The 22005-nt window shown below is 69.7% G+C and carries 19 protein-coding genes; 1 reads left to right on the forward strand and 18 read right to left on the reverse strand.

What is annotated here, in order from left to right:
• Window positions 1-50: 50 nt before the first annotated feature.
• The 6 genes from carB to pyrR form a co-directional block, all read right to left on the reverse strand.
• Window positions 51-3359, reverse strand: a complete 3309-nt coding sequence (gene carB, locus ACFT7S_RS08375; RefSeq protein ID WP_382728709.1) for a carbamoyl-phosphate synthase large subunit — start codon at window positions 3357-3359, stop codon at window positions 51-53.
• Window positions 3352-4488, reverse strand: a complete 1137-nt coding sequence (gene carA, locus ACFT7S_RS08380) for a glutamine-hydrolyzing carbamoyl-phosphate synthase small subunit (RefSeq protein WP_382728711.1) — start codon at window positions 4486-4488, stop codon at window positions 3352-3354. The genes carB and carA overlap by 8 nt, the downstream gene beginning before the upstream one ends.
• A complete protein-coding gene (locus ACFT7S_RS08385) occupies window positions 4485-5063 on the reverse strand; it encodes a hypothetical protein (RefSeq protein WP_382728714.1) in 579 nt (192 codons plus the stop codon). Before ACFT7S_RS08385 ends, carA begins: the two co-directional genes overlap by 4 nt.
• On the reverse strand, window positions 5060-6346 hold the full coding sequence (locus ACFT7S_RS08390; RefSeq protein WP_382728716.1) for a dihydroorotase: 1287 nt from the start codon (window positions 6344-6346) through the stop codon (window positions 5060-5062). Before ACFT7S_RS08390 ends, ACFT7S_RS08385 begins: the two co-directional genes overlap by 4 nt.
• A gap of 2 nt (window positions 6347-6348) precedes the next feature.
• Complete coding sequence (locus tag ACFT7S_RS08395) at window positions 6349-7326, reverse strand: aspartate carbamoyltransferase catalytic subunit (RefSeq protein ID WP_382728719.1); 978 nt, start codon at window positions 7324-7326, stop codon at window positions 6349-6351.
• 94 nt (window positions 7327-7420) lie between these two features.
• Window positions 7421-8005: a bifunctional pyr operon transcriptional regulator/uracil phosphoribosyltransferase PyrR gene (gene pyrR, locus ACFT7S_RS08400; protein ID WP_382728722.1), complete on the reverse strand. Its 585-nt coding sequence runs from the start codon at window positions 8003-8005 to the stop codon at window positions 7421-7423.
• 221 nt (window positions 8006-8226) lie between these two features.
• On the opposite strand from pyrR, the gene bldD reads away from it, so the two are divergent.
• Window positions 8227-8724, forward strand: coding sequence for a transcriptional regulator BldD (gene bldD / locus ACFT7S_RS08405; RefSeq protein WP_328909047.1), 498 nt, complete (start codon window positions 8227-8229; stop codon window positions 8722-8724).
• A gap of 572 nt (window positions 8725-9296) precedes the next feature.
• On the opposite strand, the gene nusB is transcribed toward bldD, so the two are convergent.
• From nusB to ACFT7S_RS08465, 12 genes are all read right to left on the reverse strand, one after another.
• Window positions 9297-9728 (reverse strand): transcription antitermination factor NusB, encoded by a 432-nt coding sequence (gene nusB, locus ACFT7S_RS08410; RefSeq protein ID WP_382728725.1) that lies wholly within the window; start codon window positions 9726-9728, stop codon window positions 9297-9299.
• Window positions 9729-9730: 2 nt separating this feature from the next.
• Complete coding sequence (gene efp, locus ACFT7S_RS08415) at window positions 9731-10297, reverse strand: elongation factor P (protein WP_205021949.1); 567 nt, start codon at window positions 10295-10297, stop codon at window positions 9731-9733.
• A 49-nt stretch (window positions 10298-10346) separates the two neighbouring features.
• The gene (locus ACFT7S_RS08420; protein ID WP_382728729.1) at window positions 10347-11453 is read right to left on the reverse strand and encodes a M24 family metallopeptidase; all 1107 of its coding nucleotides are present in this window, start codon (window positions 11451-11453) and stop codon (window positions 10347-10349) included.
• A 70-nt stretch (window positions 11454-11523) separates the two neighbouring features.
• Window positions 11524-12348, reverse strand: coding sequence for a Pro-rich N-terminal domain-containing protein (locus ACFT7S_RS08425; protein WP_382728732.1), 825 nt, complete (start codon window positions 12346-12348; stop codon window positions 11524-11526).
• A 127-nt stretch (window positions 12349-12475) separates the two neighbouring features.
• Entirely contained in the window at window positions 12476-12916 is a 441-nt protein-coding gene (aroQ, locus tag ACFT7S_RS08430) for a type II 3-dehydroquinate dehydratase (RefSeq protein ID WP_173311290.1), read from the reverse strand.
• On the reverse strand, window positions 12913-14562 hold the full coding sequence (gene aroB / locus ACFT7S_RS08435; protein WP_382728735.1) for a 3-dehydroquinate synthase: 1650 nt from the start codon (window positions 14560-14562) through the stop codon (window positions 12913-12915). The genes aroQ and aroB overlap by 4 nt, the downstream gene beginning before the upstream one ends.
• On the reverse strand, window positions 14559-15743 hold the full coding sequence (gene aroC / locus ACFT7S_RS08440; protein WP_382728737.1) for a chorismate synthase: 1185 nt from the start codon (window positions 15741-15743) through the stop codon (window positions 14559-14561). The genes aroB and aroC overlap by 4 nt, the downstream gene beginning before the upstream one ends.
• A 146-nt stretch (window positions 15744-15889) precedes the next feature.
• The gene (locus ACFT7S_RS08445) at window positions 15890-16717 is read right to left on the reverse strand and encodes a shikimate dehydrogenase (protein ID WP_382728740.1); all 828 of its coding nucleotides are present in this window, start codon (window positions 16715-16717) and stop codon (window positions 15890-15892) included.
• The gene (mltG, locus tag ACFT7S_RS08450; protein ID WP_382728742.1) at window positions 16714-18399 is read right to left on the reverse strand and encodes an endolytic transglycosylase MltG; all 1686 of its coding nucleotides are present in this window, start codon (window positions 18397-18399) and stop codon (window positions 16714-16716) included. The genes ACFT7S_RS08445 and mltG overlap by 4 nt, the downstream gene beginning before the upstream one ends.
• A gap of 95 nt (window positions 18400-18494) precedes the next feature.
• Entirely contained in the window at window positions 18495-18968 is a 474-nt protein-coding gene (gene ruvX / locus ACFT7S_RS08455) for a Holliday junction resolvase RuvX (protein ID WP_382729215.1), read from the reverse strand.
• 8 nt (window positions 18969-18976) lie between these two features.
• Window positions 18977-21646: an alanine--tRNA ligase gene (alaS, locus tag ACFT7S_RS08460; RefSeq protein WP_382728744.1), complete on the reverse strand. Its 2670-nt coding sequence runs from the start codon at window positions 21644-21646 to the stop codon at window positions 18977-18979.
• Entirely contained in the window at window positions 21646-21999 is a 354-nt protein-coding gene (locus ACFT7S_RS08465) for a DUF6167 family protein (RefSeq protein WP_382728747.1), read from the reverse strand. Before ACFT7S_RS08465 ends, alaS begins: the two co-directional genes overlap by 1 nt.
• Window positions 22000-22005: the final 6 nt, after the last annotated feature.

Raw genomic sequence — 22005 nt, forward strand, 5'->3', positions numbered from 1 at the left:
GGGGGCGGCGTCGCGGGGCTCCTTCTCCCACCCCCCAAGTGCCGGACCTCTTAGTCGCGGGCCGCTGTCAGATGCTCCGCGTGTTCCTGGAGGGAACGTACGCCGACATCACCGTGGTTGAGCGCGTCGATGCCCTGGACGGCGGCGGCGAGCGCCTGCACCGTCGTCAGGCAGGGCACGGACCGGGCCACCGCCGCGGTGCGGATCTCGTAGCCGTCGAGCCGGCCGCCGGTCCCGTACGGCGTGTTGACGATGAGGTCGACCTCGCCGTCGTGGATGAGCTGGACGATGGTCCGCTCGCCGTTCGGGCCCTCGCCCTCGGACTGCTTGCGCACGACCTTGGCGTTGATGCCGTTGCGCTTGAGCACCTCGGCCGTACCGGACGTGGCGAGCAACTCGAAGCCGTGGGCGACCAGTTCGCGGGCCGGGAAGATCATCGAGCGCTTGTCGCGGTTGGCGACGGAGATGAACGCGCGTCCCTCGGTGGGCAGCGGACCGTACGCGCCGGCCTGCGACTTGGCGTACGCCGTACCGAAGACCGAGTCGATGCCCATGACTTCGCCCGTCGAGCGCATCTCCGGGCCGAGGACGGTGTCGACGCCCGCGCCGTGGATGTCGCGGAAGCGCGACCACGGCATGACGGCCTCCTTGACGGAGATCGGCGCGTCGAGCGGCAGGGTGCCGCCGTCGCCGGTCTTCGGGAGCAGGCCCTCCTCGCGGAGCTCGGCGATGGTCGCGCCGAGCGAGATCCGGGCGGCGGCCTTGGCGAGCGGGACCGCGGTCGCCTTCGAGGTGAAGGGGACGGTACGGGAGGCACGCGGGTTGGCTTCCAGGACGTACAGGATGTCGCCGGAGAGCGCGAACTGAATGTTGATCAGGCCGCGTACGCCGACGCCCTTGGCGATGCCCTCGGTGGAGGCGCGCAGCCGCTTGATGTCGTAGCCGCCGAGCGTGATCGGGGGCAGTGCGCAGGCGGAGTCGCCGGAGTGGATACCGGCCTCCTCGATGTGCTCCATGACGCCGCCGAGGTAGAGCTCGGTGCCGTCGTAGAGCGCGTCGACGTCGATCTCGATCGCGTCGTCGAGGAAGCGGTCGACCAGGACCGGCCGGGTGGGGCTGATCTCGGTGGACTCCGCGATGTACGAGGAGAGGCGGGTCTCGTCGTAGACGATCTCCATGCCACGGCCGCCGAGTACGTACGACGGGCGCACGAGGACCGGGTAGCCGATCTCGTCGGCGATGGCCTTGGCCTCGGAGAAGGTGGTGGCGGTGCCGTGCTTCGGGGCGGGCAGACCGGCCTCGGCCAGGACGCGGCCGAAGGCGCCGCGGTCCTCGGCGGCGTGGATCGCCTCCGGGGGCGTACCGACGATGGGCACACCGTTGTCCTTGAGCGCCTGCGCCAAGCCCAGCGGGGTCTGGCCGCCGAGCTGGACGATGACACCGGCGATCGGGCCCGCGAGGGACTCCGCGTGCACGATCTCCAGCACGTCCTCGAGCGTCAGCGGCTCGAAGTACAGACGGTCGGAGGTGTCGTAGTCGGTGGAGACGGTCTCCGGGTTGCAGTTGACCATCACGGTCTCGTAGCCCGCGTCGCTCAGGGCGAAGGAGGCGTGGACGCAGGAGTAGTCGAACTCGATGCCCTGGCCGATACGGTTGGGACCCGAGCCCAGGATGATCACCGCGGGCTTGGTGCGGGACGCGACCTCGCTCTCCTCGTCGTACGAGGAGTAGAAGTACGGCGTGTTCGCGGCGAACTCGGCGGCGCAGGTGTCGACCGTCTTGTAGACCGGACGGATGCCGAGCGCGTGCCGGACCTCACGTACGACGTCCTCGCGCAGGCCGCGGATCTCGGCGATCTGCACGTCGGAGAAACCGTGCCGCTTGGCCTCGGCGAGCAGATCGACGTCGAGCCGCTCGGCGGCGGCCAGCTCGTCCGCGATCTCCTTGATCAGGAAGAGCTGGTCGACGAACCAGGGGTCGATCTTCGTGGCGTCGAAGACCTCTTCCTGGGTGGCGCCGGCGCGGATCGCCTGCATGACGGTGTTGATCCGGCCGTCGGTCGGGCGGACCGCCTCGGCCAGCAGCTCGGCCTTGTCGCCGGGCTCGCCGACGAAGGTGAACTGCGAGCCCTTCTTCTCCAGGGAGCGCAGTGCCTTCTGCAGCGCCTCGGTGAAGTTCCGGCCGATCGCCATGGCCTCGCCCACCGACTTCATGGTGGTGGTGAGGGTGGAGTCGGCGGAGGGGAACTTCTCGAAGGCGAAGCGCGGAGCCTTGACCACGACGTAGTCGAGCGTCGGCTCGAAGGAGGCCGGGGTCTTCTCGGTGATGTCGTTGGGGATCTCGTCGAGCGTGTAGCCGACGGCCAGCTTCGCGGCGATCTTGGCGATCGGGAAGCCGGTGGCCTTCGACGCGAGCGCCGAGGAGCGCGAGACCCGGGGGTTCATCTCGATCACGATGACGCGGCCGTCGACCGGGTCGATGGCGAACTGGATGTTGCAGCCGCCGGTGTCGACGCCGACCTCGCGGATGATCGCGATGCCGATGTCACGGAGCCGCTGGTACTCACGGTCGGTGAGGGTCATCGACGGGGCGACGGTGATCGAGTCACCGGTGTGCACGCCCATCGGGTCGAAGTTCTCGATGGAGCAGACGACCACGACGTTGTCGTGTCTGTCGCGCATCAGCTCCAGCTCGTACTCCTTCCAGCCAAGGATGGACTCCTCCAGGAGCACCTCGGTGGTCGGGGAGAGCGTGAGGCCCTGTCCGGCGATCCGGCGCAGCTCCTCCTCGTTGTGCGCGAAACCGGAGCCGGCGCCGCCCATGGTGAAGGAGGGGCGGACGACGACGGGGTAGCCGCCGAGGGTGTCGACGCCCTTGATGATGTCGTCCATGGAGTGGCAGATGACCGAGCGGGCGGACTCGCCGTAGCCGATCTTCGCCTTGACGGCCTCGACGACGCCCTTGAAGAGGTCGCGGTCCTCGCCCTTGTTGATGGCCTCGACGTTGGCGCCGATCAGCTCGACGCCGTACTTCTCCAGGACACCGTTCTCGTGCATGGAGATCGCGGTGTTGAGCGCGGTCTGGCCGCCCAGCGTCGGGAGCAGCGCGTCCGGGCGCTCCTTGGCGATGATCTTCTCGACGAACTCGGGGGTGATCGGCTCGACGTACGTGGCGTCGGCGATCTCCGGGTCGGTCATGATCGTCGCCGGGTTGGAGTTCACCAGGATGACGCGCAGGCCCTCGGCCTTGAGGACGCGGCAGGCCTGGGTGCCGGAGTAGTCGAATTCGGCGGCCTGCCCGATAACGATCGGGCCGGAGCCGATGACCAGGACGGACTGGATATCGGAGCGCTTAGGCACGCTGGCCCTCCATCAGGGAAACGAAGCGGTCGAAGAGGTACGCGGCGTCGTGCGGGCCGGCGGCTGCTTCGGGGTGGTACTGGACGCTGAACGCCGGCTGGTCGAGGAGCTGAAGGCCCTCGACAACCTGGTCGTTCAGGCAGACGTGGGAGACCTCGGCGCGGCCGAACGGCGTCTCGGAGATCTTGTCGAGCGGCGCGTCGACGGCGAAGCCGTGGTTGTGCGCGGTGACCTCGACCTTGCCGGTCGTGCGGTCCTGCACGGGCTGGTTGATGCCGCGGTGGCCGTACTTCAGCTTGTACGTGCCGAAGCCGAGGGCGCGGCCCAGGATCTGGTTGCCGAAGCAGATGCCGAAGAGCGGGGTCTTCCGCGCCAGAACGGCCTGGACGACGGTGAGGTCGACGGTGGAGGGGTCGCCGGGCCCGTTGGACAGGAAGAACCCGTCGGGGTTCACGGCGTAGACGTCCTCGACGGTCGCCGTCGCGGGCAGGACGTGCACCTCGATGCCGCGCTCGGCCATCCGGTGCGGCGTCATCCCCTTGATGCCCAGGTCCAGGGCGGCGACGGTGAACTTCTTCTCGCCGATCGCGGGGACGACGTACACCTCCGTGGTGGTCACCTCGTCCGACAGGCTCGCGCCGGCCATCTCGGGGGCCTGGCGCACCTTGGCGAGCAGCATCCCCTCGTCGGCGATCGCGTTGCCGGAGAAGATACCGACGCGCATCGCGCCGCGCTCGCGCAGATGGCGGGTGAGCGCGCGGGTGTCGATGCCACTGATGCCGACGATGCCCTGGCTCACGAGCTCCTCGTCGAGCGAGCGCCGCGAGCGCCAGTTGGAGGGCACCCGGGCGGGGTCGCGTACGACGTAACCGGCGACCCAGATCTGCTTCGACTCGGGGTCCTCGTCGTTCACACCGGTGTTGCCGACGTGCGGGGAGGTCATCACGACGACCTGGCGGTGGTACGAGGGGTCGGTCAGCGTCTCCTGGTAGCCGGTCATGCCGGTGGAGAACACCGCCTCGCCGAAGGTCTCCCCCACGGCCCCGTAGGCGCGGCCGCGGAAGGAGCGGCCGTCCTCCAGGACGAGTACGGCGGGAGCTTTGGCGGCTCCCCGGGTGGAGATCGTCATCGTGCGGTGCCTTCCGTAGTGCGGTTCAGGTGGTTGATGGCGTCGACCCAGGCCCGGTGTTCGGCCGCGTGGTCGGAGCGGAAGCCGGAGTCGATCAGCTTGTCGCCGTGCGCCCAGGTGATGACGAGCAGGCCGCCCTCGGGGAGGACCTTGCCGGCGAGCGCCTTGTCGAGCCGGGCCTCGCGCAGTGCGTCGGCCGGTACGAAGAAGTCCGCTGCTCCGGGGCGTACGACGTCGAGTCCCTGCTCGCCGAGCGTGAGCTCGACGCGGCTGCGGGTGCCGAGCCCGTGGGCGACGATCCGGTCGAGCCACTGCCCGGCGGTCGTCGAGGCGTGGTAGCGGCCGGAGAGCGTGAGCAGCTTCTCGCCGTCCGCGAACCCCTCGGGGGTGGCGGGCAGCTCGGGCAGGTCGGACTGGAGCTGTCCCCGCCACTTCCATCCCTGGCGCATCAGCCAGTAGACGAGGGCGATGAAGACGGCCAGTCCGAGGACCCAGCTGATCCGGGCGGACCAGTCGGTCACCTCGGCCGACTTCTGATCGGCGGCCAGCAGGTACAGGGGGGTCAGTGTTGTCACGCGAGCTTCCCGTCGACGACCGTGGCACGGCCCCGCAGGAAGGTGTGGGTCACTCGGCCCGGCAGCTCGCGACCCTCGTACGGAGTGTTGCGGCTGCGGGACGCGAAGCCCGCGGGGTCCACGAGTCCACGGTATGCCGGATCGACGAGGGTCAGGTTGGCGGGCTCGCCTGCCGAGACGGGCCGGCCGTGGCCGTCGAGCCGGCCGATCGCCGCCGGACGGAACGACATGCGGTCGGCTACACCCGCCCAGTCGATGAGACCGGTGTCGACCATCGTCTGCTGGACGACGGAGAGCGCGGTCTCCAGGCCCACCATGCCCATGGCGGCCGCGGCCCACTCGCAGTCCTTGTCCTCGTGCGGGTGCGGGGCGTGGTCCGTGGCGACGCAGTCGATGGTGCCGTCGGCCAGCGCCTCGCGCAGGGCCATCACGTCGGCCTCGGTGCGCAGCGGCGGGTTCACCTTGTAGACCGGGTTGTACGACCGTACGAGTTCGTCGGTGAGGAGCAGGTGGTGCGGAGTGACCTCGGCGGTGACGTTCCAGCCCTTGGACTTGGCCCAGCGGACGATCTCGACGGAACCGGCGGTCGACAGGTGGCAGATGTGCACCCGGGAGTCGACATGGGCGGCGAGGAGGACATCGCGGGCGATGATCGACTCCTCGGCGACGGAGGGCCAGCCGCCGAGACCCAGTTCAGCAGAGACGATGCCCTCGTTCATCTGGGCGCCCTCGGTGAGGCGGGGCTCCTGGGCGTGCTGGGCGACGACCCCGTCGAACGCCTTCACGTACTCCAGCGCGCGCCGCATGATCACGGCGTCGTCGACGCACTTGCCGTCGTCGGAGAAGACCTTCACTCCGGCGGCGGAGTCGTGCATCGCGCCGAGCTCGGCGAGCTTCTTGCCCTCCAGGCCGACGGTGACGGCGCCGATGGGCTGTACGTCGCAGTAGCCGGACTCCTTGCCGAGCCGCCAGACCTGCTCGACGACGCCCGCGGTGTCGGCGACCGGGAAGGTGTTGGCCATGGCGTGCACGGCGGTGAAGCCGCCCACCGCGGCGGCCTTCGTGCCGGTGAGGACGGTCTCGGAGTCCTCGCGGCCGGGCTCACGCAGATGGGTGTGCAGGTCGACCAGACCGGGCAGCAGGATCTGGCCCGCCGCCTCGACGACGGTGGCGTCGCCGGCCTCGATGTCCGTGCCCACCCGCTCGATGGTCTCGCCGTCGATCAGGACGTCCTGCGGCTCGCCACCGAGGATCTTCGCGCCGCGAATAAGGATCTTGCTCATGATTACTTGTTCTCCTCGGTACGGGCGGGGGTGGCGGACTCGTTGCCGCCGAGCAGCAGGTAGAGCACGGCCATACGGATCGAGACACCGTTGGCGACCTGCTCGACGACCGTGCAGCGGTCGGAGTCGGCCACGTCGGCGGTGATCTCCATGCCGCGGACCATCGGCCCGGGGTGCATGACGATGGCGTGCTCGGGCATCTTGGCCATGCGCGAGCCGTCCAGGCCGTAGCGGCGGGAGTATTCGCGCTCGGTCGGGAAGTAGGCGGCGTTCATCCGTTCACGCTGCACACGAAGCATCATCACCGCGTCCGACTCCGGCAGCACCTCGTCGAGGCTGTAGCTGACGTCGCACGGCCACTGCTCGACGCCGACCGGGACGAGGGTCGGCGGGGCGACCAGCGTGACGTGGGCGCCGAGGGTGGTGAGCAGATGGACGTTGGAGCGGGCCACCCGGCTGTGCAGGATGTCGCCGACGATCGTGATGCGGCGGCCTTCGAGGTCCTTGCCGAGACCGGCGTCGGCTCCGACCAGCCTGCGGCGCATCGTGAAGGCGTCCAGCAGGGCCTGGGTGGGGTGCTCGTGGGTGCCGTCACCCGCGTTGACGACGGCTCCGTCGATCCAGCCGGAGGTGGCCAGCCGGTACGGGGCGCCCGAGGCGCCGTGCCGGATGACGACGGCGTCCGCGCCCATCGCCTCCAGCGTCAGGGCGGTGTCCTTGAGCGACTCGCCCTTGGAGACGGACGAACCCTTCGCGGAGAAGTTGATGACATCGGCGGAGAGCCGCTTGGCGGCGGCTTCGAAGGAGATGCGGGTACGCGTCGAGTCCTCGAAGAACAGGTTGACGACGGTACGTCCGCGCAGGGTGGGGAGCTTCTTGATCGGCCGGTCCGCGACCCGGGCCATTTCCTCGGCTGTGTCGAGGATCTGAACGGCGTCGTCGCGGGTGAGGTCGGCGGCCGAGATGAGGTGACGCTTCATCTGGGGGTTCTCCGGGTTGCTGAAGGGAGGGTTCAGGCAGGCGGGCGTGCGAAAGCTGCTGTACGGCCTGACTGGCGGCGTACGGGCCGGGCAGCTACTGCTCGACCGCCGGGGCCGTCTGCTGGACACCGAGCAGCACGGCGTCGCGGCCGTCCTCCTCGGCGAGCTGGACCTTGACCGTCTCCCGCAGCGACGTGGGGAGGTTCTTGCCGACGTAATCGGCCCGGATGGGAAGTTCTCGGTGACCGCGGTCGACGAGTACCGCGAGCTGTACGGCGCGGGGGCGTCCGATGTCGCCGAGCGCGTCGAGTGCGGCGCGGATCGTGCGGCCGGAGAAGAGCACGTCGTCGACCAGGACGACCAGCCTGCCCTCGATGCCCTCACCGGGGATGTCGGTGCGGGCCAGAGCACGCGCGGGGCGCATCCTCAGGTCGTCTCGGTACATCGTGATGTCGAGCGATCCGACCGGCATCTTCCGGCCGGTGATCTCTTCGAGCTTGTCGGCGAGCCGACGGGCGAGGAAAACGCCTCGCGTCGGGATGCCGAGGAGCACCACGTCGTCGGCGCCCTTGGCGCGTTCGACGATCTCGTGGGCGATTCGGGTCAGTACCCGGGCGATGTCGGGAGCCTCGAGAACGGGGCGCGCCGCATTGCCGATGTCGTCGTGCTGTGTGTCCATAAGAAACGGACCTCCTTCTCCGCCTCACTGGACGGACGTTAAAGGACGTCGAAATTGCGTCACCAACGTTACCAGGGCTTGCGCGAGCCGCTGGTCGCACCCCCGGGAGGTACCGGTCCGGACCATTCAGCTTGACGCATCCAAGTAACGCTGCGTAACCTCACAGTGAGTTACCAGCCACGCGGCGGAGCCGCAAACTGTTCCAGCGTCCGGGGAGCCTTATGTCCAGCGAATACGCAAAACAGCTCGGGGCCAAGCTCCGCGCCATCCGCACCCAGCAGGGCCTCTCCCTCCATGGCGTGGAAGAGAAGTCCCAGGGCCGCTGGAAGGCCGTCGTGGTCGGTTCGTACGAGCGCGGCGACCGCGCCGTGACCGTCCAGCGCCTCGCCGAGCTGGCCGACTTCTACGGCGTCCCGGTGCAGGAGCTGCTGCCCGGCACGACGCCGGGCGGGGCCGCCGAGCCGCCGCCGAAGCTCGTCCTGGACCTGGAGCGCCTCGCCCACGTCCCGCCGGAGAAGGCCGGACCGCTGCAGCGTTACGCCGCGACGATCCAGAGCCAGCGCGGTGACTACAACGGCAAGGTGCTGTCGATCCGCCAGGACGACCTGCGCACGCTGGCCGTGATCTACGACCAGTCGCCGTCCGTACTCACAGAGCAGCTGATCAGCTGGGGCGTGCTGGACGCGGACGCACGTCGCGCGGTCCACGACGAGGGCTGATCCTCCGCAGCAGAAACGTACCGCCGGGTGGGCGGGGGCCATGGCTCCCGCCCACCCGGGCGTGTTTCCGTACCCGGGGTTCACCTGGCCGCTGGGTGGTCGGGTGAGGCCCCTCCGGAGTGTCTCCTCGGGACGGGCGCGGCACCCGGGCACGCAAGCGAACCCGGCTCCTACGCCCGCCCCTGCGGGGACCCTCCTGCACGGCCCCACCCACGTCTCGCCGGCGCCTGCGACCCGGTGGCACGGGACGTGGACACGTACCCGGCGGCCCCCGATACCCCAGGCGGCACGGCCCGCACTGACGCTCCGGCCGGTCCGGGGCCGTGCAGGAGGGTCCCCGCAGGGTGACGAACAGATACCCGGGTTTCCATGCGTTCCCGCCGAACGTTCGTTGCCCGAGGAGACACTCCGGGGGGGGCCCCGGACCAACCCGAACGGGGCAACCAAGGACCGCGGCACCACAACACAGCCCGTCCGGCGCTTGAGGACAGAACCCCGGCCACAAGACCCGCGCACGCCGAAGGGCCCACAGTCAGCGACCGTGGGCCCTTCGTGGCGAACGCCGCCGAAAGCTACTGCTCCCGGCGAAGGTTCGGCTTGAGGTCCTTGAAGCGGGCCAGCAGCCCGTTCACGAACGACGGGGAGTCATCGGTGGAGAACTCCTTGGCGAGCTGGACCGCCTCGTCGATCGCGACGGCGTCCGGCGTCTCGTCCATCCAGATCAGCTCATACGCACCGAGCCGCAGAATGCTCCGGTCGACGACCGGCATGCGGTCGATCTCCCAGTCCACGGCGTAGGTGACGATGAGGTCGTCGATGCGGTCCGCGTACTGCGCGTACCCCTCGACGAGCTCCATCGTGAATTCGCCGACCGGCGGCTGTCGGTCGTCGGTCCGCGAGAGCCGCACCCAGTCCGCGAGGACCGTCTGCACGGACTCACCGCGCTGGTCGGCCTCGAAAAGGATCTGGAAGGCGCGCTTGCGGGCCTTGTTCCGGGCAGCCACGGTTAGCTGTTCACCCGGCCGAGGTAGTCGCCCGTGCGGGTGTCGACCTTGATCTTCTCGCCGGTGGTGATGAAGAGCGGAACACCGATCTCGTAACCGGTCTCCAGGGTGGCGGGCTTGCTGCCACCGGTGGAGCGGTCGCCCTGGACACCCGGGTCGGTGTGCTGGATGGTCAGCTCGACGGCGGCGGGAAGCTCGACGTAGAGCACCTCGCCCTCGTGCTGGGCCACGGAGGCGGTGAAGCCCTCGATCAGGAAGTTGGCGGCGTTGCCGACAGCCTTGCGGTCGACCATGAGCTGGTCGTACGTGTTCATGTCCATGAAGACGAAGTACTCGCCGTCCATGTACGAGAACTGCATGTCGCGGCGGTCAATGGTGGCCGTCTCGACCTTCACGCCGGCGTTGAACGTCTTGTCGACGACCTTGCCGGAGAGCACGTTCTTGAGCTTGGTGCGCACGAAGGCCGGGCCCTTGCCGGGCTTGACGTGCTGAAACTCGACGACGGACCAGAGCTGGCCCCCGTCGAGCTTGAGCACCAGGCCGTTCTTGAGGTCGTTCGTGGAAGCCACGGTTGCGGAATCTCCTGGACTGAAGCTGGTGGACGACCGAGGATGCGCGCTAGAGCGCGAGCAGCTCCTTGGTCGTAATGGTGAGTAGCTCGGGTCCGCCGTCCGCCTCTGGGCGCACGACGAGCGTGTCATCGATCCGGACACCGCCCCGGCCCGGGAGGTGGACCCCCGGTTCGACGGTGACCGGCACACAAGCGTCCAGTTTACCCATGGCTGTCGGTGCCAGCTGCGGGTCCTCGTCGATTTCGAGCCCGACCCCGTGCCCGGTCCAGGGCGCGAGGCCCTCACCGTAGCCTGCGGAGTCCAGCAGATGGCGGGCCGCGTGGTCCACGTCGCGGTAGGCGGCGCCGGGGAGAAGGGCCTCCCGTCCGGCCCGCTGAGCGGCGAAAACGATGTCGTAGAGCTCGATCTGCCAGTCCGCGGGAGTCGTCCCGATCACAAACGTACGGCCGATCTCGCATCGGTAGCCGCGATAGTTCGCGCCGAGGCAGACGGAGAGGAAATCGCCTTCCTCCACACGCCGGTCCGAGGGCCTGTGACGGCCTTGGCCCGAATTGGGCCCGGTGGCGACGGAGGTCGCGAAGGCGGGGCCGTCGGCGCCGTGGTCCACGAGGCGGCGTTCCAGTTCCAGGGCGAGGTGACGCTCGGTACGGCCCACCAGGATGGATTCGAGGAGCTCGCCGAGGGCCTGGTCGGTGATCTCGGCGGCGATCCGCAGACAGGCGATCTCTTCCTCGTCCTTGACGATCCGCAGCTGTTCCACGGCGTAGCCGAGGTCGGCCAGGCGCAGCCGGGGTGCGACCGAGCCCATGGCGCGGTGACGGGCGACCGTCAGATCGTGTTCCTCGACCGCGACCGACTCCGCGTCCAGGGAGGTGGCCAGATCGGCGGCGGCGACGACGGGGTCGCCGTCGGGCGCCGGGAGCACGGTCTGGCGCAGCGCCTCGTCGAGGCGTCCCTCGGCGGGGTCGCCGGTGGGGGCGCGGGGGCAGAGCAGGACGTCCTCGGCGGGTCCGAGCAGCAGGACGGCCCCGAGGGGGGCTCCGCCCGCGAGATAGCGGACGTTGGCGGGGCGGGAGACCAGGGCGGCCGCGGACCCCGCGGCGGCGCACCGGTCGCGGAGCAGGCCACGGCGGACGGCGTACACCTCTGACATGTTCCGAGCCTACGAGCGGGGGCTCGGGACCGCCCGGCCAGCGCATCCGACCGGGGGGATCGCCGGCGAATTACCAGGCCGGGGGGCTGGCTATGGAGCGTGCGAGGACGTCGTCCAGGACCCGGGCCGTCGTTTCCACGTCGTAGCCGGAGTTGTCGATGATGGGCAGCCCGGAGCCGTACCAGCCGGCCATCCGGCCGTGGATGCGGGCCACCTCCTCGTCGGACAGCCGCCGGTTGCCGCTGCGTGCGGCGTTGCGCTCCAGTACGACCTCCAGGCCGGGCAGGAGGACGACGGGCAGGAGTCCGGGGCCGACATGGCGCTTCCAGCCGCCGAGGCCGACAACGGGGCGGTCGGGGAACACGGCGTCGTCGAGGATGCAGGAGATGCCGTTGGCCAGGAAGTTACGGGCGGCGAAGCCGCAGGTGCGCCGGGCCAGGCGGTACTGGGCCTCGGAGTGGTCGTTCCACCCGGCCTGCGGGTCGGCGAAGCCGGCGCAGACCCATTCGCGGACGTCGTCGAGGGAGACGTGCGCGGTGGGGACGCGGCGGCGGGCGGCCCAGAGCCTGGCCACGGTCGTCTTACCGGCGCCTGCGGGGCCGATCAGGAGCACGGCGAGGGTCGCCGTGCCGGTGCCGGGCTCGGCGGGCGGCGCGGGCAGCGGCACGGGGCCGCCGGGGGGCAGCTGTACGTGCCCGGTCGTCTCGCGGGAAGTCGGTACGGGGGCGTGACGGGGCGCGGGGCCGGTCCAGCCCTGGCCCGGGGGCGGGGGTGGTATCGGCGGCGGACCTGGCGGGCCCGGGTGGCCGGGGTGCTGGGCCTGGTGCGTCCAGCCGGCAGGTCCGTTTCCGGGTCCTTGGGGCGGCGGCAGCGGGGCCCCCACTGCGTGCTGCATCCGGTGCCACTCCGTCTCGTACAGGCAACTGGCGCTGGTGGAACGGCAACCGTACCGTCCCCGACCGCCGCAAGGTGAACGGACGGGGACGGTGCGGAGTGCCCCGTCGGCCGATGTGGCCGACGGATCAGACGTCGAGTTCGTCGGCCAGGGCCCGCAGGGCGAGGCGGTAGGAGCCGATACCGAATCCGGCAACGGTGCCGGTGGCCACCGGCGCGACCACCGAAGTGTGGCGGAATTCCTCCCGTGCGTACGGATTCGAGATGTGCACCTCGATCAGCGGGGCGGTCCGCTGTGCGGCCGCATCCCGCATTCCGTACGAGTAATGCGTGAACGCACCCGGGTTGAGAACGACCGGAATTGAACCGTCCGCCGCGTCGTGGAGCCAGCGGATCATCTGGCCCTCGTCGTTGGTCTCGCGTACGTCGACGTCGAAGCCGAGCTCCTTGCCGAGCGCCTGGCAGGTTTCGATGAGCCCGGCGTAGGAGGTCGCGCCGTACACATCGGGTTCGCGGGAGCCGAGGCGCCCGAGGTTCGGTCCGTTGAGCACGAGGACCCTGCGGGTCACGCGGAGACCTCCCCGTAGGCGGCGAGCAGGATGGCCGGGTCGGGGCCCTCCAGGACGGTGGGCTTGCCCAGACCGTCGAGGACGATGAAGCGCAGGAGGTCGCCGCGGGACTTCTTGTCGACCTTCATGTTCTCCAGCAGCTTGGGCCACTGGTCGCCGCGGTAGGTGAGCGGCAGCCCGACGGATTCGAGAATGGCGCGGTGCCGGTCGGCGGTGGCGTCGTCGAGCCGGCCGGCGAGCCGGCCCAGCTCGGCGGCGAAGACCATGCCGACCGAGACGGCCGCGCCGTGGCGCCACTTGTAGCGCTCGTTCTTCTCGATGGCGTGGGCGAGGGTGTGCCCGTAGTTGAGGATCTCCCGGAGACCGGACTCCTTGAGGTCGCTGGAGACGACCTCGGCCTTGACCCGGATGGACCGCTCGATGAGCTCTGCGGTGTGCTGTCCGGTGGGCGTGCGGGCGCCTTCGGGATCGGCCTCGACCAGGTCGAGGATGGCCGGGTCGGCGATGAAGCCGGCCTTGATGATCTCGGCCATGCCGGACACGTAGTCGTTGACCGGCAGCGAGTCGAGGGCGGCGAGGTCGCAGAGGACCCCGGCGGGCGGGTGGAACGCGCCCACGAGGTTCTTGCCCTCGGCCGTGTTGATGCCGGTCTTGCCGCCGACCGCGGCGTCGACCATGCCGAGCACGGTGGTGGGTACGGCGATCCAGCGGACGCCGCGCAGCCAGCTGGCGGCGACGAATCCCGCCACGTCGGTGGTGGCGCCGCCGCCGATGCCGACGATGACATCGGTGCGGGTGAAGCCGGTCTGGCCGAGCGCCTTCCAGCAGTACGCCGCGACCTCGACGGTCTTGGCCTCCTCGGCGTTCGGTAGCTGGATGGCGATGGCCTCGTACCCCTGGGAGGCGAGGTCCTCGCGGACCGCCTCGCCGGTCTCGGCGAGTGCCTCGGGGTGCAGGACGGCGACCCGCTTCGCACGGTTGCCGATGAGGGTGGGCAGCTCGCCGAGCAGCTGGCGGCCGACCAGTACCTCGTACGGGTCGGTGCCCGCGGTGCCTGCGATCTGGATGCGAGTGGGTCCCTGCTCCGTCATGCGTGTGTTCTCCCGGCCGTGCGGTACGGGGCTGTCGCCCGTACGCTCCGGCAGTTCCAGTGCGTCGAGGATCGTCTGCGCGACCTCGTCGGGGGTGCGGTCGTCGGTGGCGACGGTCGTACGGGCCACCTCGGCGTAGAGGTGGCGACGGGCTTCCATCAGCTCGCGCCACTGCCGGCGCGGGTTGACGGCGAGCAGGGGCCTGGCGGTGTTGAGCCCGACCCGCTTGACCGCCTCGTCGACGTCCATCGAGAGGTAGACGACGGTGTGGTCCGCGAGCAGCTCGCGGGTCGTCGCGTCGAGGACGGCGCCGCCGCCCAGGGAGAGGACACCCGTGTGTTCGGCGACGGCGGCCCGTACGGCCTGCCGCTCCAGCGCACGGAAGTGGTCCTCGCCCTCGTCGTAGAAGATCTCCGGAATCGGCTTGCCCGCGCTGGCCACGACGTCCGCGTCGGTGTCCCGGTAGGTGGTGCCGAGCCGTTCGGCGAGCAGTTCACCGACCGTGGACTTGCCGACGCCCATGGGGCCGACGAGGACGATCAGGGGGCCAGTCATCGGATCTGGAGGTGGTCGAGGTACGACTGCACGTTGCGGTGGGTCTCGGGGACGCTGTCGCCGCCGAACTTCTCCGCGACCGCGTCGGCCAGGACCAGGGCGACCATCGCCTCGGCGACGATGCCCGCGGCCGGAACGGCACAGACATCGGAGCGCTGGTGGTGTGCCTTGGCGGGCTCACCCGTGACGACGTCGATGGTGGCGAGGGCACGGGGCACGGTGGCGATGGGCTTCATCGCGGCCCGGACCCGCAGGAGCTCACCGGTGGTCAGACCGCCCTCGGTACCGCCGGCGCGCCCGGAAGCGCGCTTGATGCCGTCCTCGGTGACCAGGATTTCGTCGTGCGCCTTGGAGCCTGGCACGCGTGCCAGGTCGAAGCCGTCGCCGACCTCGACGCCCTTGATGGCCTGAATGCCCATCAGAGCGGCGGCGAGCCGGGCGTCGAGACGACGGTCCCAGTGCACGTGCGAACCGAGGCCGACCGGCACTCCGTACGCGAGCACCTCGACGACTCCGCCGAGCGTGTCGCCGTCCTTGTGGGCCTGGTCGATCTCCGCGACCATCGCCTTCGACGCGTCGGCGTCCAGGCAGCGCACGGGGTCGGCGTCCAGCTTCTCGACATCGGCGGGCGTGGGGTAGACGCCGTACGGCGCCTTCGCGGCGGCCAGCTCGACGACGTGGCTGACGATCTCGATGCCCGCGGTCTCCTTGAGGTAGGACCGGGCGACCGCACCGAGCGCGACGCGGGCCGCGGTCTCGCGGGCGCTGGCGCGCTCCAGGATCGGCCGGGCCTCGTCGAAGCCGTACTTCTGCATCCCCGCGAGGTCGGCGTGGCCGGGGCGGGGACGGGTCAGCGGGGCGTTACGGGCCAGCTTGGCCAGCTCTTCGGGGTCCACCGGGTCGGCCGACATGACCTGTTCCCACTTGGGCCACTCGGTATTGCCGACCATGACGGCGACGGGTGATCCCATGGTGAGACCGTGCCGGACGCCGCCCAGGAAGGTGACCTCGTCCTTCTCGAACTTCATCCGCGCGCCACGGCCGTAACCGAGCCGTCGTCGGGCGAGCGCGTCCGCCACCATCTCCGTGGTGATCGGCACGCCGGCGGGAAGACCCTCCAGCGTCGCCACCAGTGCGGGGCCGTGCGACTCCCCTGCGGTCAGCCAGCGCAACCTGCTCAACGGTGCTCCTCATGCTCGCGCCTGAAAATCCAACGGCGCGACCGGGTGCGCGGCCCTGGCCCGCCGCCCCCGATCCTCCCACGACCGGGGGTGCGAACCGGCCGCCGGTCCAGCAGACGGACGGCCCGGCCGACCCTGCGGGGGCCTCAGCGGGCCGCGAGCGCCCGTTCTCCCGCGTTCCGCATGGCGGCGAGAGGGGCCGGAGCGCGGCCCGTCATCTGCTCGACCTGTATGACGGCCTGGTGCACGAGGAGGTCGAGACCTCCGACGACTGATCCCGCGCGGGCCGACCAAGCCGCTGCGAGCGCGGTCGGCCAGGGCTCGTACAGCACGTCGAACAGCGTGCCCGGAGCGTCGGGTACGGCAGCGGCCAGCGCGTCCGTGGTCCCGGCCGGCGTGGTGGCGACGACCAGTGGGGCGTGCATGGCCTGCGCCCCGTCCGACCAGTCGGCGATCCGTACGTCCACGGCGAGGCGCTCGCCCCAGGCGCGCATCTCGTCGCCCCTTTCCCTGCTACGCACGTAGGCCGTGACCGGTCCCGTGCAGATTTCGGCGAGGGCGGCGAGCGCGGAGGAGGCGGTGGCTCCGGCGCCGAGGACGGCGGCCGACTCCACCTTCTCCACACCGCGTTCGCGCAAGGCCGCGATCATGCCGGGGATGTCGGTGTTGTCGCCGACGCGTCGGCCGTCCTCGGTGAAGACCACGGTGTTGACCGCCTCGACCGAGGCCGCGGTCCCGCTGATCTCATCCAGGAGGGGGATGATCGCGCGCTTGAGCGGCATGGTCAGCGACAGCCCGGCCCAGGAGCGGTCCAGCCCCTCGACGAAGCCGGGGAGCGCGGCCTCGTCCACCTCGAAGCGGTCGTACGACCAGTGGTCGAGGCCGAGTTCCGTGTAGGCGGCCCGGTGCAGGACCGGGGAGAGCGAGTGGGCGATGGGCGAGCCGAGGACGGCTGCCCTGCGGAGGGTGGTCACTGGCCGGCCTTCTCGTCCTCGTACTTCCGCCGGTTGCGCTCGTGCTCCTCGTTCGTCGTGGCGAACACCGTCTTGTCCTCGGTCACGGAGACGAAGTAGTACCAGGGACCTGCTGCCGGGTTCATCGCCGAGTGCAGAGCGTCCGCGCCGGGGTTACTGATCGGGCCGGCGGGAAGCCCCTGGATCTTGTACGTGTTGTAGGGGTCGTCGATCCTCCGAAGACCGTCCACGGGGCCGAGGTCCAGTGTGCTCTGGCCCTTGATGTAGTTGACCGTGGAGTCGAATTCGAGCCTGCCGACCGTTTCGGTATTTCCGGGCTTGAGGCGGTTGTAGACCACCCGCGCAACCTTGTCGAAGTCGTGCTTGTACTTGCCCTCGACCTGCACGAGGCTCGCGACCGTGATGAGCTGCCAGGGATTCTTGAGACCCAGCTTGGTGGCCTTCTCCTCGACCTCGGCCTTCCCGTACTCCTCATTGGCCCGGGAGACCATCCGCTTCAGTGTGTCCTCGGGCTTCGATCCCTTGGAAACCGGGTAGGCGGCCGGGTAGAGGAACCCTTCCAGCGGGTCCTTGACCTCGGGATTGTCCTCGGCCCAGTCCGGCAGCCCCAGACTCTCCGCATTCGTCTCGGCAATTTCCGCGGTGCTGCCCTTTTTGAGCCCGAGCCGCTTGTCGATCATGGCGTAGACCGTGACGTTCTTGGTTCCCTCGGGAATCACAAGGGGATTCTGGCTCTTCGGGTCCAGCATCATTTTCAAGGCATTGTCCGCCGACATCTCCTCCTTGAGGAGATAGACGCCGGCCTGAATGAATTTGCCCCGAGGGTTGGAGTTCTGTGCCGAAGTGAAGGCGCCGACGGATTTGACGACGCCCTTCTTCTTCAGAATGTTCGCGATCTCGTTGCCGAGCGCGCCCTTGGGGATCTCCACCTCGACCTGGCCGGAGCCGTCGCCCGCATAGTCGGGCGCCGCACCGAACTGTTCCTGGTAGTAGGAGTAGCCCAGGTAGGCCGCTCCCCCGAGGCCCCCTACGAGGACCACCGAGACGATCAGGCAGGCGCAGCCGCTGCGGCTCTTCTTCTTGCCCTTGCCCCGGCGTTCGCCGCCGCCGCGCCCGCCGCGGCGGGACGCGCGGGAGTCGTCGTCGTACTCGTCGTCGTACTCGTCGTCGCGGGCGTCACGGCCCACCGGCTCGTCGGAGCCCGTGAAGAAGGGGTGCGTCTCTTCCTGGGGCACGTCCGGATTCCAGTCCGGTGCCTGCTGTTCCGGCACGGCCTCGCGGCGGCCGGGGGGCTGCGGCGGCGGGTATGCCTCCGGTGTGCCGTAGTAGTCGTGCTGTTCGCCGTAGCCGCCCGGCTGCTGCTGGTACGGGTCCTGGGGCTGCCCGCCGTACGGCATGCCGGCCTGCTGGCCGGTGTCCCAGCCGCCGTTGTACTGCGGCTGCTGCGGCTGCTGCTGCTGCTGCTGGGCGTACGGGTCCTGCGGAGTGCCGTACTGCTGCTGTTGCGGGTACGGCTGCTGCGGCTGCTGCTGGGCGTACGGGTCCTGGGGGTAGGGCTGCTGCTGGCCGCCGTACTGGCTCTGGCCGTGGGCAGCCTGCTGGCCTCCCCATCCCTGGTCCCCGTACAAGGGGTCTTCGGGATGCCACGGTTCGGAGCCGGGGCCCCGGCCATACTCAGTCATCGATCCCCTAGTGCCGCGAGACGACGTTCCGCCTCTTTGCTGTGCAGTGTTTGTTCGAACACCGCCGCATCGCGCGGAACGTTACCGTATCGCGATCAGACAACCACTTCGACGCCCTCGCCCGGAGCTTTACCTGACGCCCGTTCGGACTCCAGAGCGTTCTGAAGGATCACCACAGCGGCAGCCTGGTCGATGACAGACCGGCCCTTCTTGGACTTCACGCCCGAGGCGCGCAGTCCCTGAGTGGCCGTCACTGTGGTCATCCTCTCGTCCACCAATCGCACCGGAATGGGTGCGACCGCGCGGGCGAACACCTCGGCGAACGCCCGCACCTTGGCGGCTGCGGGCCCCTCGCCGCCGCCGAGCGAGCGCGGCAGACCGATGATGACCTCGATCGGCTCGTACTCCTCGACGATCTGCCCCAGCCGCCGGTGGGCGGCCGGGACGTCACGTCCCGGCACGGTCTCCACCGGCGTGGCAAGGATCCCGTCGGGGTCGCACGAGGCGACCCCGATCCGGGCATCCCCGACATCGATCGCCAGTCGGCGACCGCGGCGCATCTGCGGCATGTCCGGAGTCACGCGGTCTCGGTGACGAGGCGTTCGACAGCGGCGACGGCGTCACCGATGGCGTCCGGGTTCGTGCCGCCGCCCTGGGCGACGTCCGGCTTGCCGCCGCCACCGCCGCCGAGGGTCTTGGCGGCCGTACGGACCAGATCGCCGGCCTTGAGGCCCCGCTCGCGGGCGGACTCGTTGGTGGCGATGACCGTCAGCGGACGGCCGTTGGCCGTGGTGAACAGGGCCACGACGGCCGGGCGGCCTCCCTGGATGCGCCCGCGGACGTCCAGGACGAGCTTGCGCAGGTCGTCGGCGGATGTGCCGTCCGGGACCTGGCCGGTGACCAGAGCGACACCCCGTACGTCCTTGGCGGACTCGACGAGTCCGGCGGCGGCCTGGAGGACCTTCTCCGCGCGGAACTTCTCGATCTCCTTCTCGGCGTCCTTCAGCTTGCCGAGCATGGAGGCGATCTTCTCCGGAAGCTCCTCGGAGCGGCCCTTGACCAGCTCCTGGAGCTGGGCGACGACCGTGTGCTCCTTGGCGAGGAAGTTGTACGCATCCACACCGACGAGGGCCTCGATACGGCGCACGCCGGAACCGATCGACGACTCGCCGAGCAGCTTCACCAGACCCAGCTGGGCCGTGTTGTGGACGTGTGTACCGCCGCACAGCTCCTTGGAGAAGTCGCCGATGGTCACGACGCGGACCCGCTCGCCGTACTTCTCGCCGAACTCGGCGATGGCGCCCTGCTTCTTGGCCTCGTCGATGGACATGACCTCGGCCTGGACGTCGAGTTCGCGGGCCAGGACCTCGTTGATCTTCTGCTCGACGTCGACGAGGACCGTGCCGGGTACGGCGGCGGGCGAGCCGAAGTCGAAGCGGAAGCGGCCGGGCGAGTTCTCCGAACCGGCCTGGGCGGCCGTCGGGCCGAGGGCGTCGCGCAGTGCCTGGTGCGTGAGGTGCGTGGCGCTGTGGGCGCGGGCGATGGCGCGGCGGCGGGTGTTGTCGATGGAGGCGTAGGCGGCGGCGCCGACCGTGACCTCACCGACCTGGACCGAGCCCTTGTGGACGGAGACGCCCGGGACCGGCTGCTGTACGTCGCGGATCCGGACGACGGCGCCGGTGTCGAGCCGGATCCGGCCCTGGTCGGCGAGCTGGCCGCCGCCCTCGGCGTAGAACGGTGTGCGGTCGAGGACGATCTCGACCTCGTCGCCCTCGGAGGCGGCGGGCGAGGGGACGCCGTTCACGAGCAGGCCGACGATCGTCGACTCGCCCTCGGTGCTGGTGTAGCCGGTGAACTCGGTGGCGCCCGAGTTGTCGGCGACCTCGCGGTAGGCGGAGAGGTCGGCGTGACCGGTCTTCTTGGCCTTGGCGTCGGCCTTGGCCTTGTCCCGCTGTTCCTGCATGAGGCGGCGGAACCCGTCCTCGTCCACGGAAAGGCCCTGTTCGGCAGCCATTTCCAGGGTGAGGTCGATCGGGAAGCCCCAGGTGTCGTGGAGCAGGAACGCCTTGTCGCCGGCCAGGACCTGACCGCCGGCGGCCTTGGTCTCGGTGACAGCGGTCTCGAGGATGTTGGTGCCACCCTTGAGAGCCTTGAGGAAGGCGGCTTCCTCGGCGAGGGCGACCGTCTCGATGCGCTTGCGGTCGGTGATGAGCTCCGGGTACTGCTGCCCCATCGTGTTGATGACGACGTCGACCAGCTCACCGGCGACCGAACCGGTGGCGCCCATCAGCCGCATGTTGCGGATGGCGCGGCGCATGATGCGGCGCAGCACGTAGCCGCGGCCCTCGTTGCCGGGGGTGACTCCGTCGCCGATGAGCATCACGGACGTACGGATGTGGTCGGCTACGACGCGGAGCGAGACGTCCGTGCCGTGCTCGGCGCCGTACCGCACGCCGGTGAGCTCGGTGGCCTGGTCCATGACGACGCGCAGGGTGTCGGTCTCGTACATGTTCTGTACGCCCTGCAGGATCATGGCGAGGCGTTCGAGGCCGAGACCCGTGTCGATGTTCTTCGACGGCAGGTCGCCGAGGATCGGGAAGTCCTCCTTGCCGTCACCGGCGCCCCGCTCGTACTGCATGAAGACCAGGTTCCAGATCTCCACGTACCGCTCGTCGTTGACGGCGGGGCCGCCCTCGACGCCGAACTCGGGGCCGCGGTCGTAGTTGATCTCGGAGCAGGGACCGCAGGGGCCCGGGACGCCCATGGACCAGAAGTTGTCCTTCTTGCCCAGGCGCTGGATGCGCTCGGCGGGGACGCCGATCTTGTCGCGCCAGATCTGCTCGGCCTCGTCGTCGTCGAGGTAGACCGTGATCCACAGACGCTCGGGGTCGAGTCCGAAGCCGCCGTCCTCGACGGAGTTGGTGAGGGCCTCCCAGGCGTACTGGATGGCCCCTTCCTTGAAGTAGTCCCCGAAGGAGAAGTTCCCGCACATCTGGAAGAACGTGCCGTGGCGGGTGGTCTTGCCGACCTCTTCGATGTCCGGTGTGCGGACGCACTTCTGCACGCTGGTGACGCGCGGGGCGGGCGGCTTGACCTCGCCGAGGAAGTACGGCTTGAAGGGGACCATGCCCGCGGGGACCAGCAGCAGAGTCGGGTCGTCCGCGATGAGCGACGCCGAAGGGACGACGGTGTGACCGCGCTCCTCGAAGAAGCTCAGCCAGCGGCGGCGAATTTCAGCCGACTCCATTAGTGGTCCTCATTCCGGTTGTACGAGTTGTAGGGGAGCTTGCGGTGTGTGGCCGGTTTGCCCGTCCCGGCGGCGTCGGCTGCTTCGACGGCGAAGTGCTGCCGTACGGGGAGTTCGGGGTCGACCGGTGCCTCCAGGCCCAGTGCCCCGCCCAGTTCGGCCTCGCGCCGGATCATGCCTTCGCGCACGTCGAGGGCGAAGTCCTTGAGCTTGTGACCGGTCTCGATCGCCTTGTCGGCGGCCTGCGCCGCAAGGCTCTCGGGGGTCAGCTGCTTGAGCTTGCGGTTGACCTTGGTGGTGGCCCAGACACCGGCTGCGGCGCCGGCGGTGAACCAGAACGTACGGCGGAACATCGCTGC

It is taken from the genome of Streptomyces sp. NPDC057136 (genome assembly GCF_042670885.1).
GTDB lineage: Bacteria > Actinomycetota > Actinomycetes > Streptomycetales > Streptomycetaceae > Streptomyces.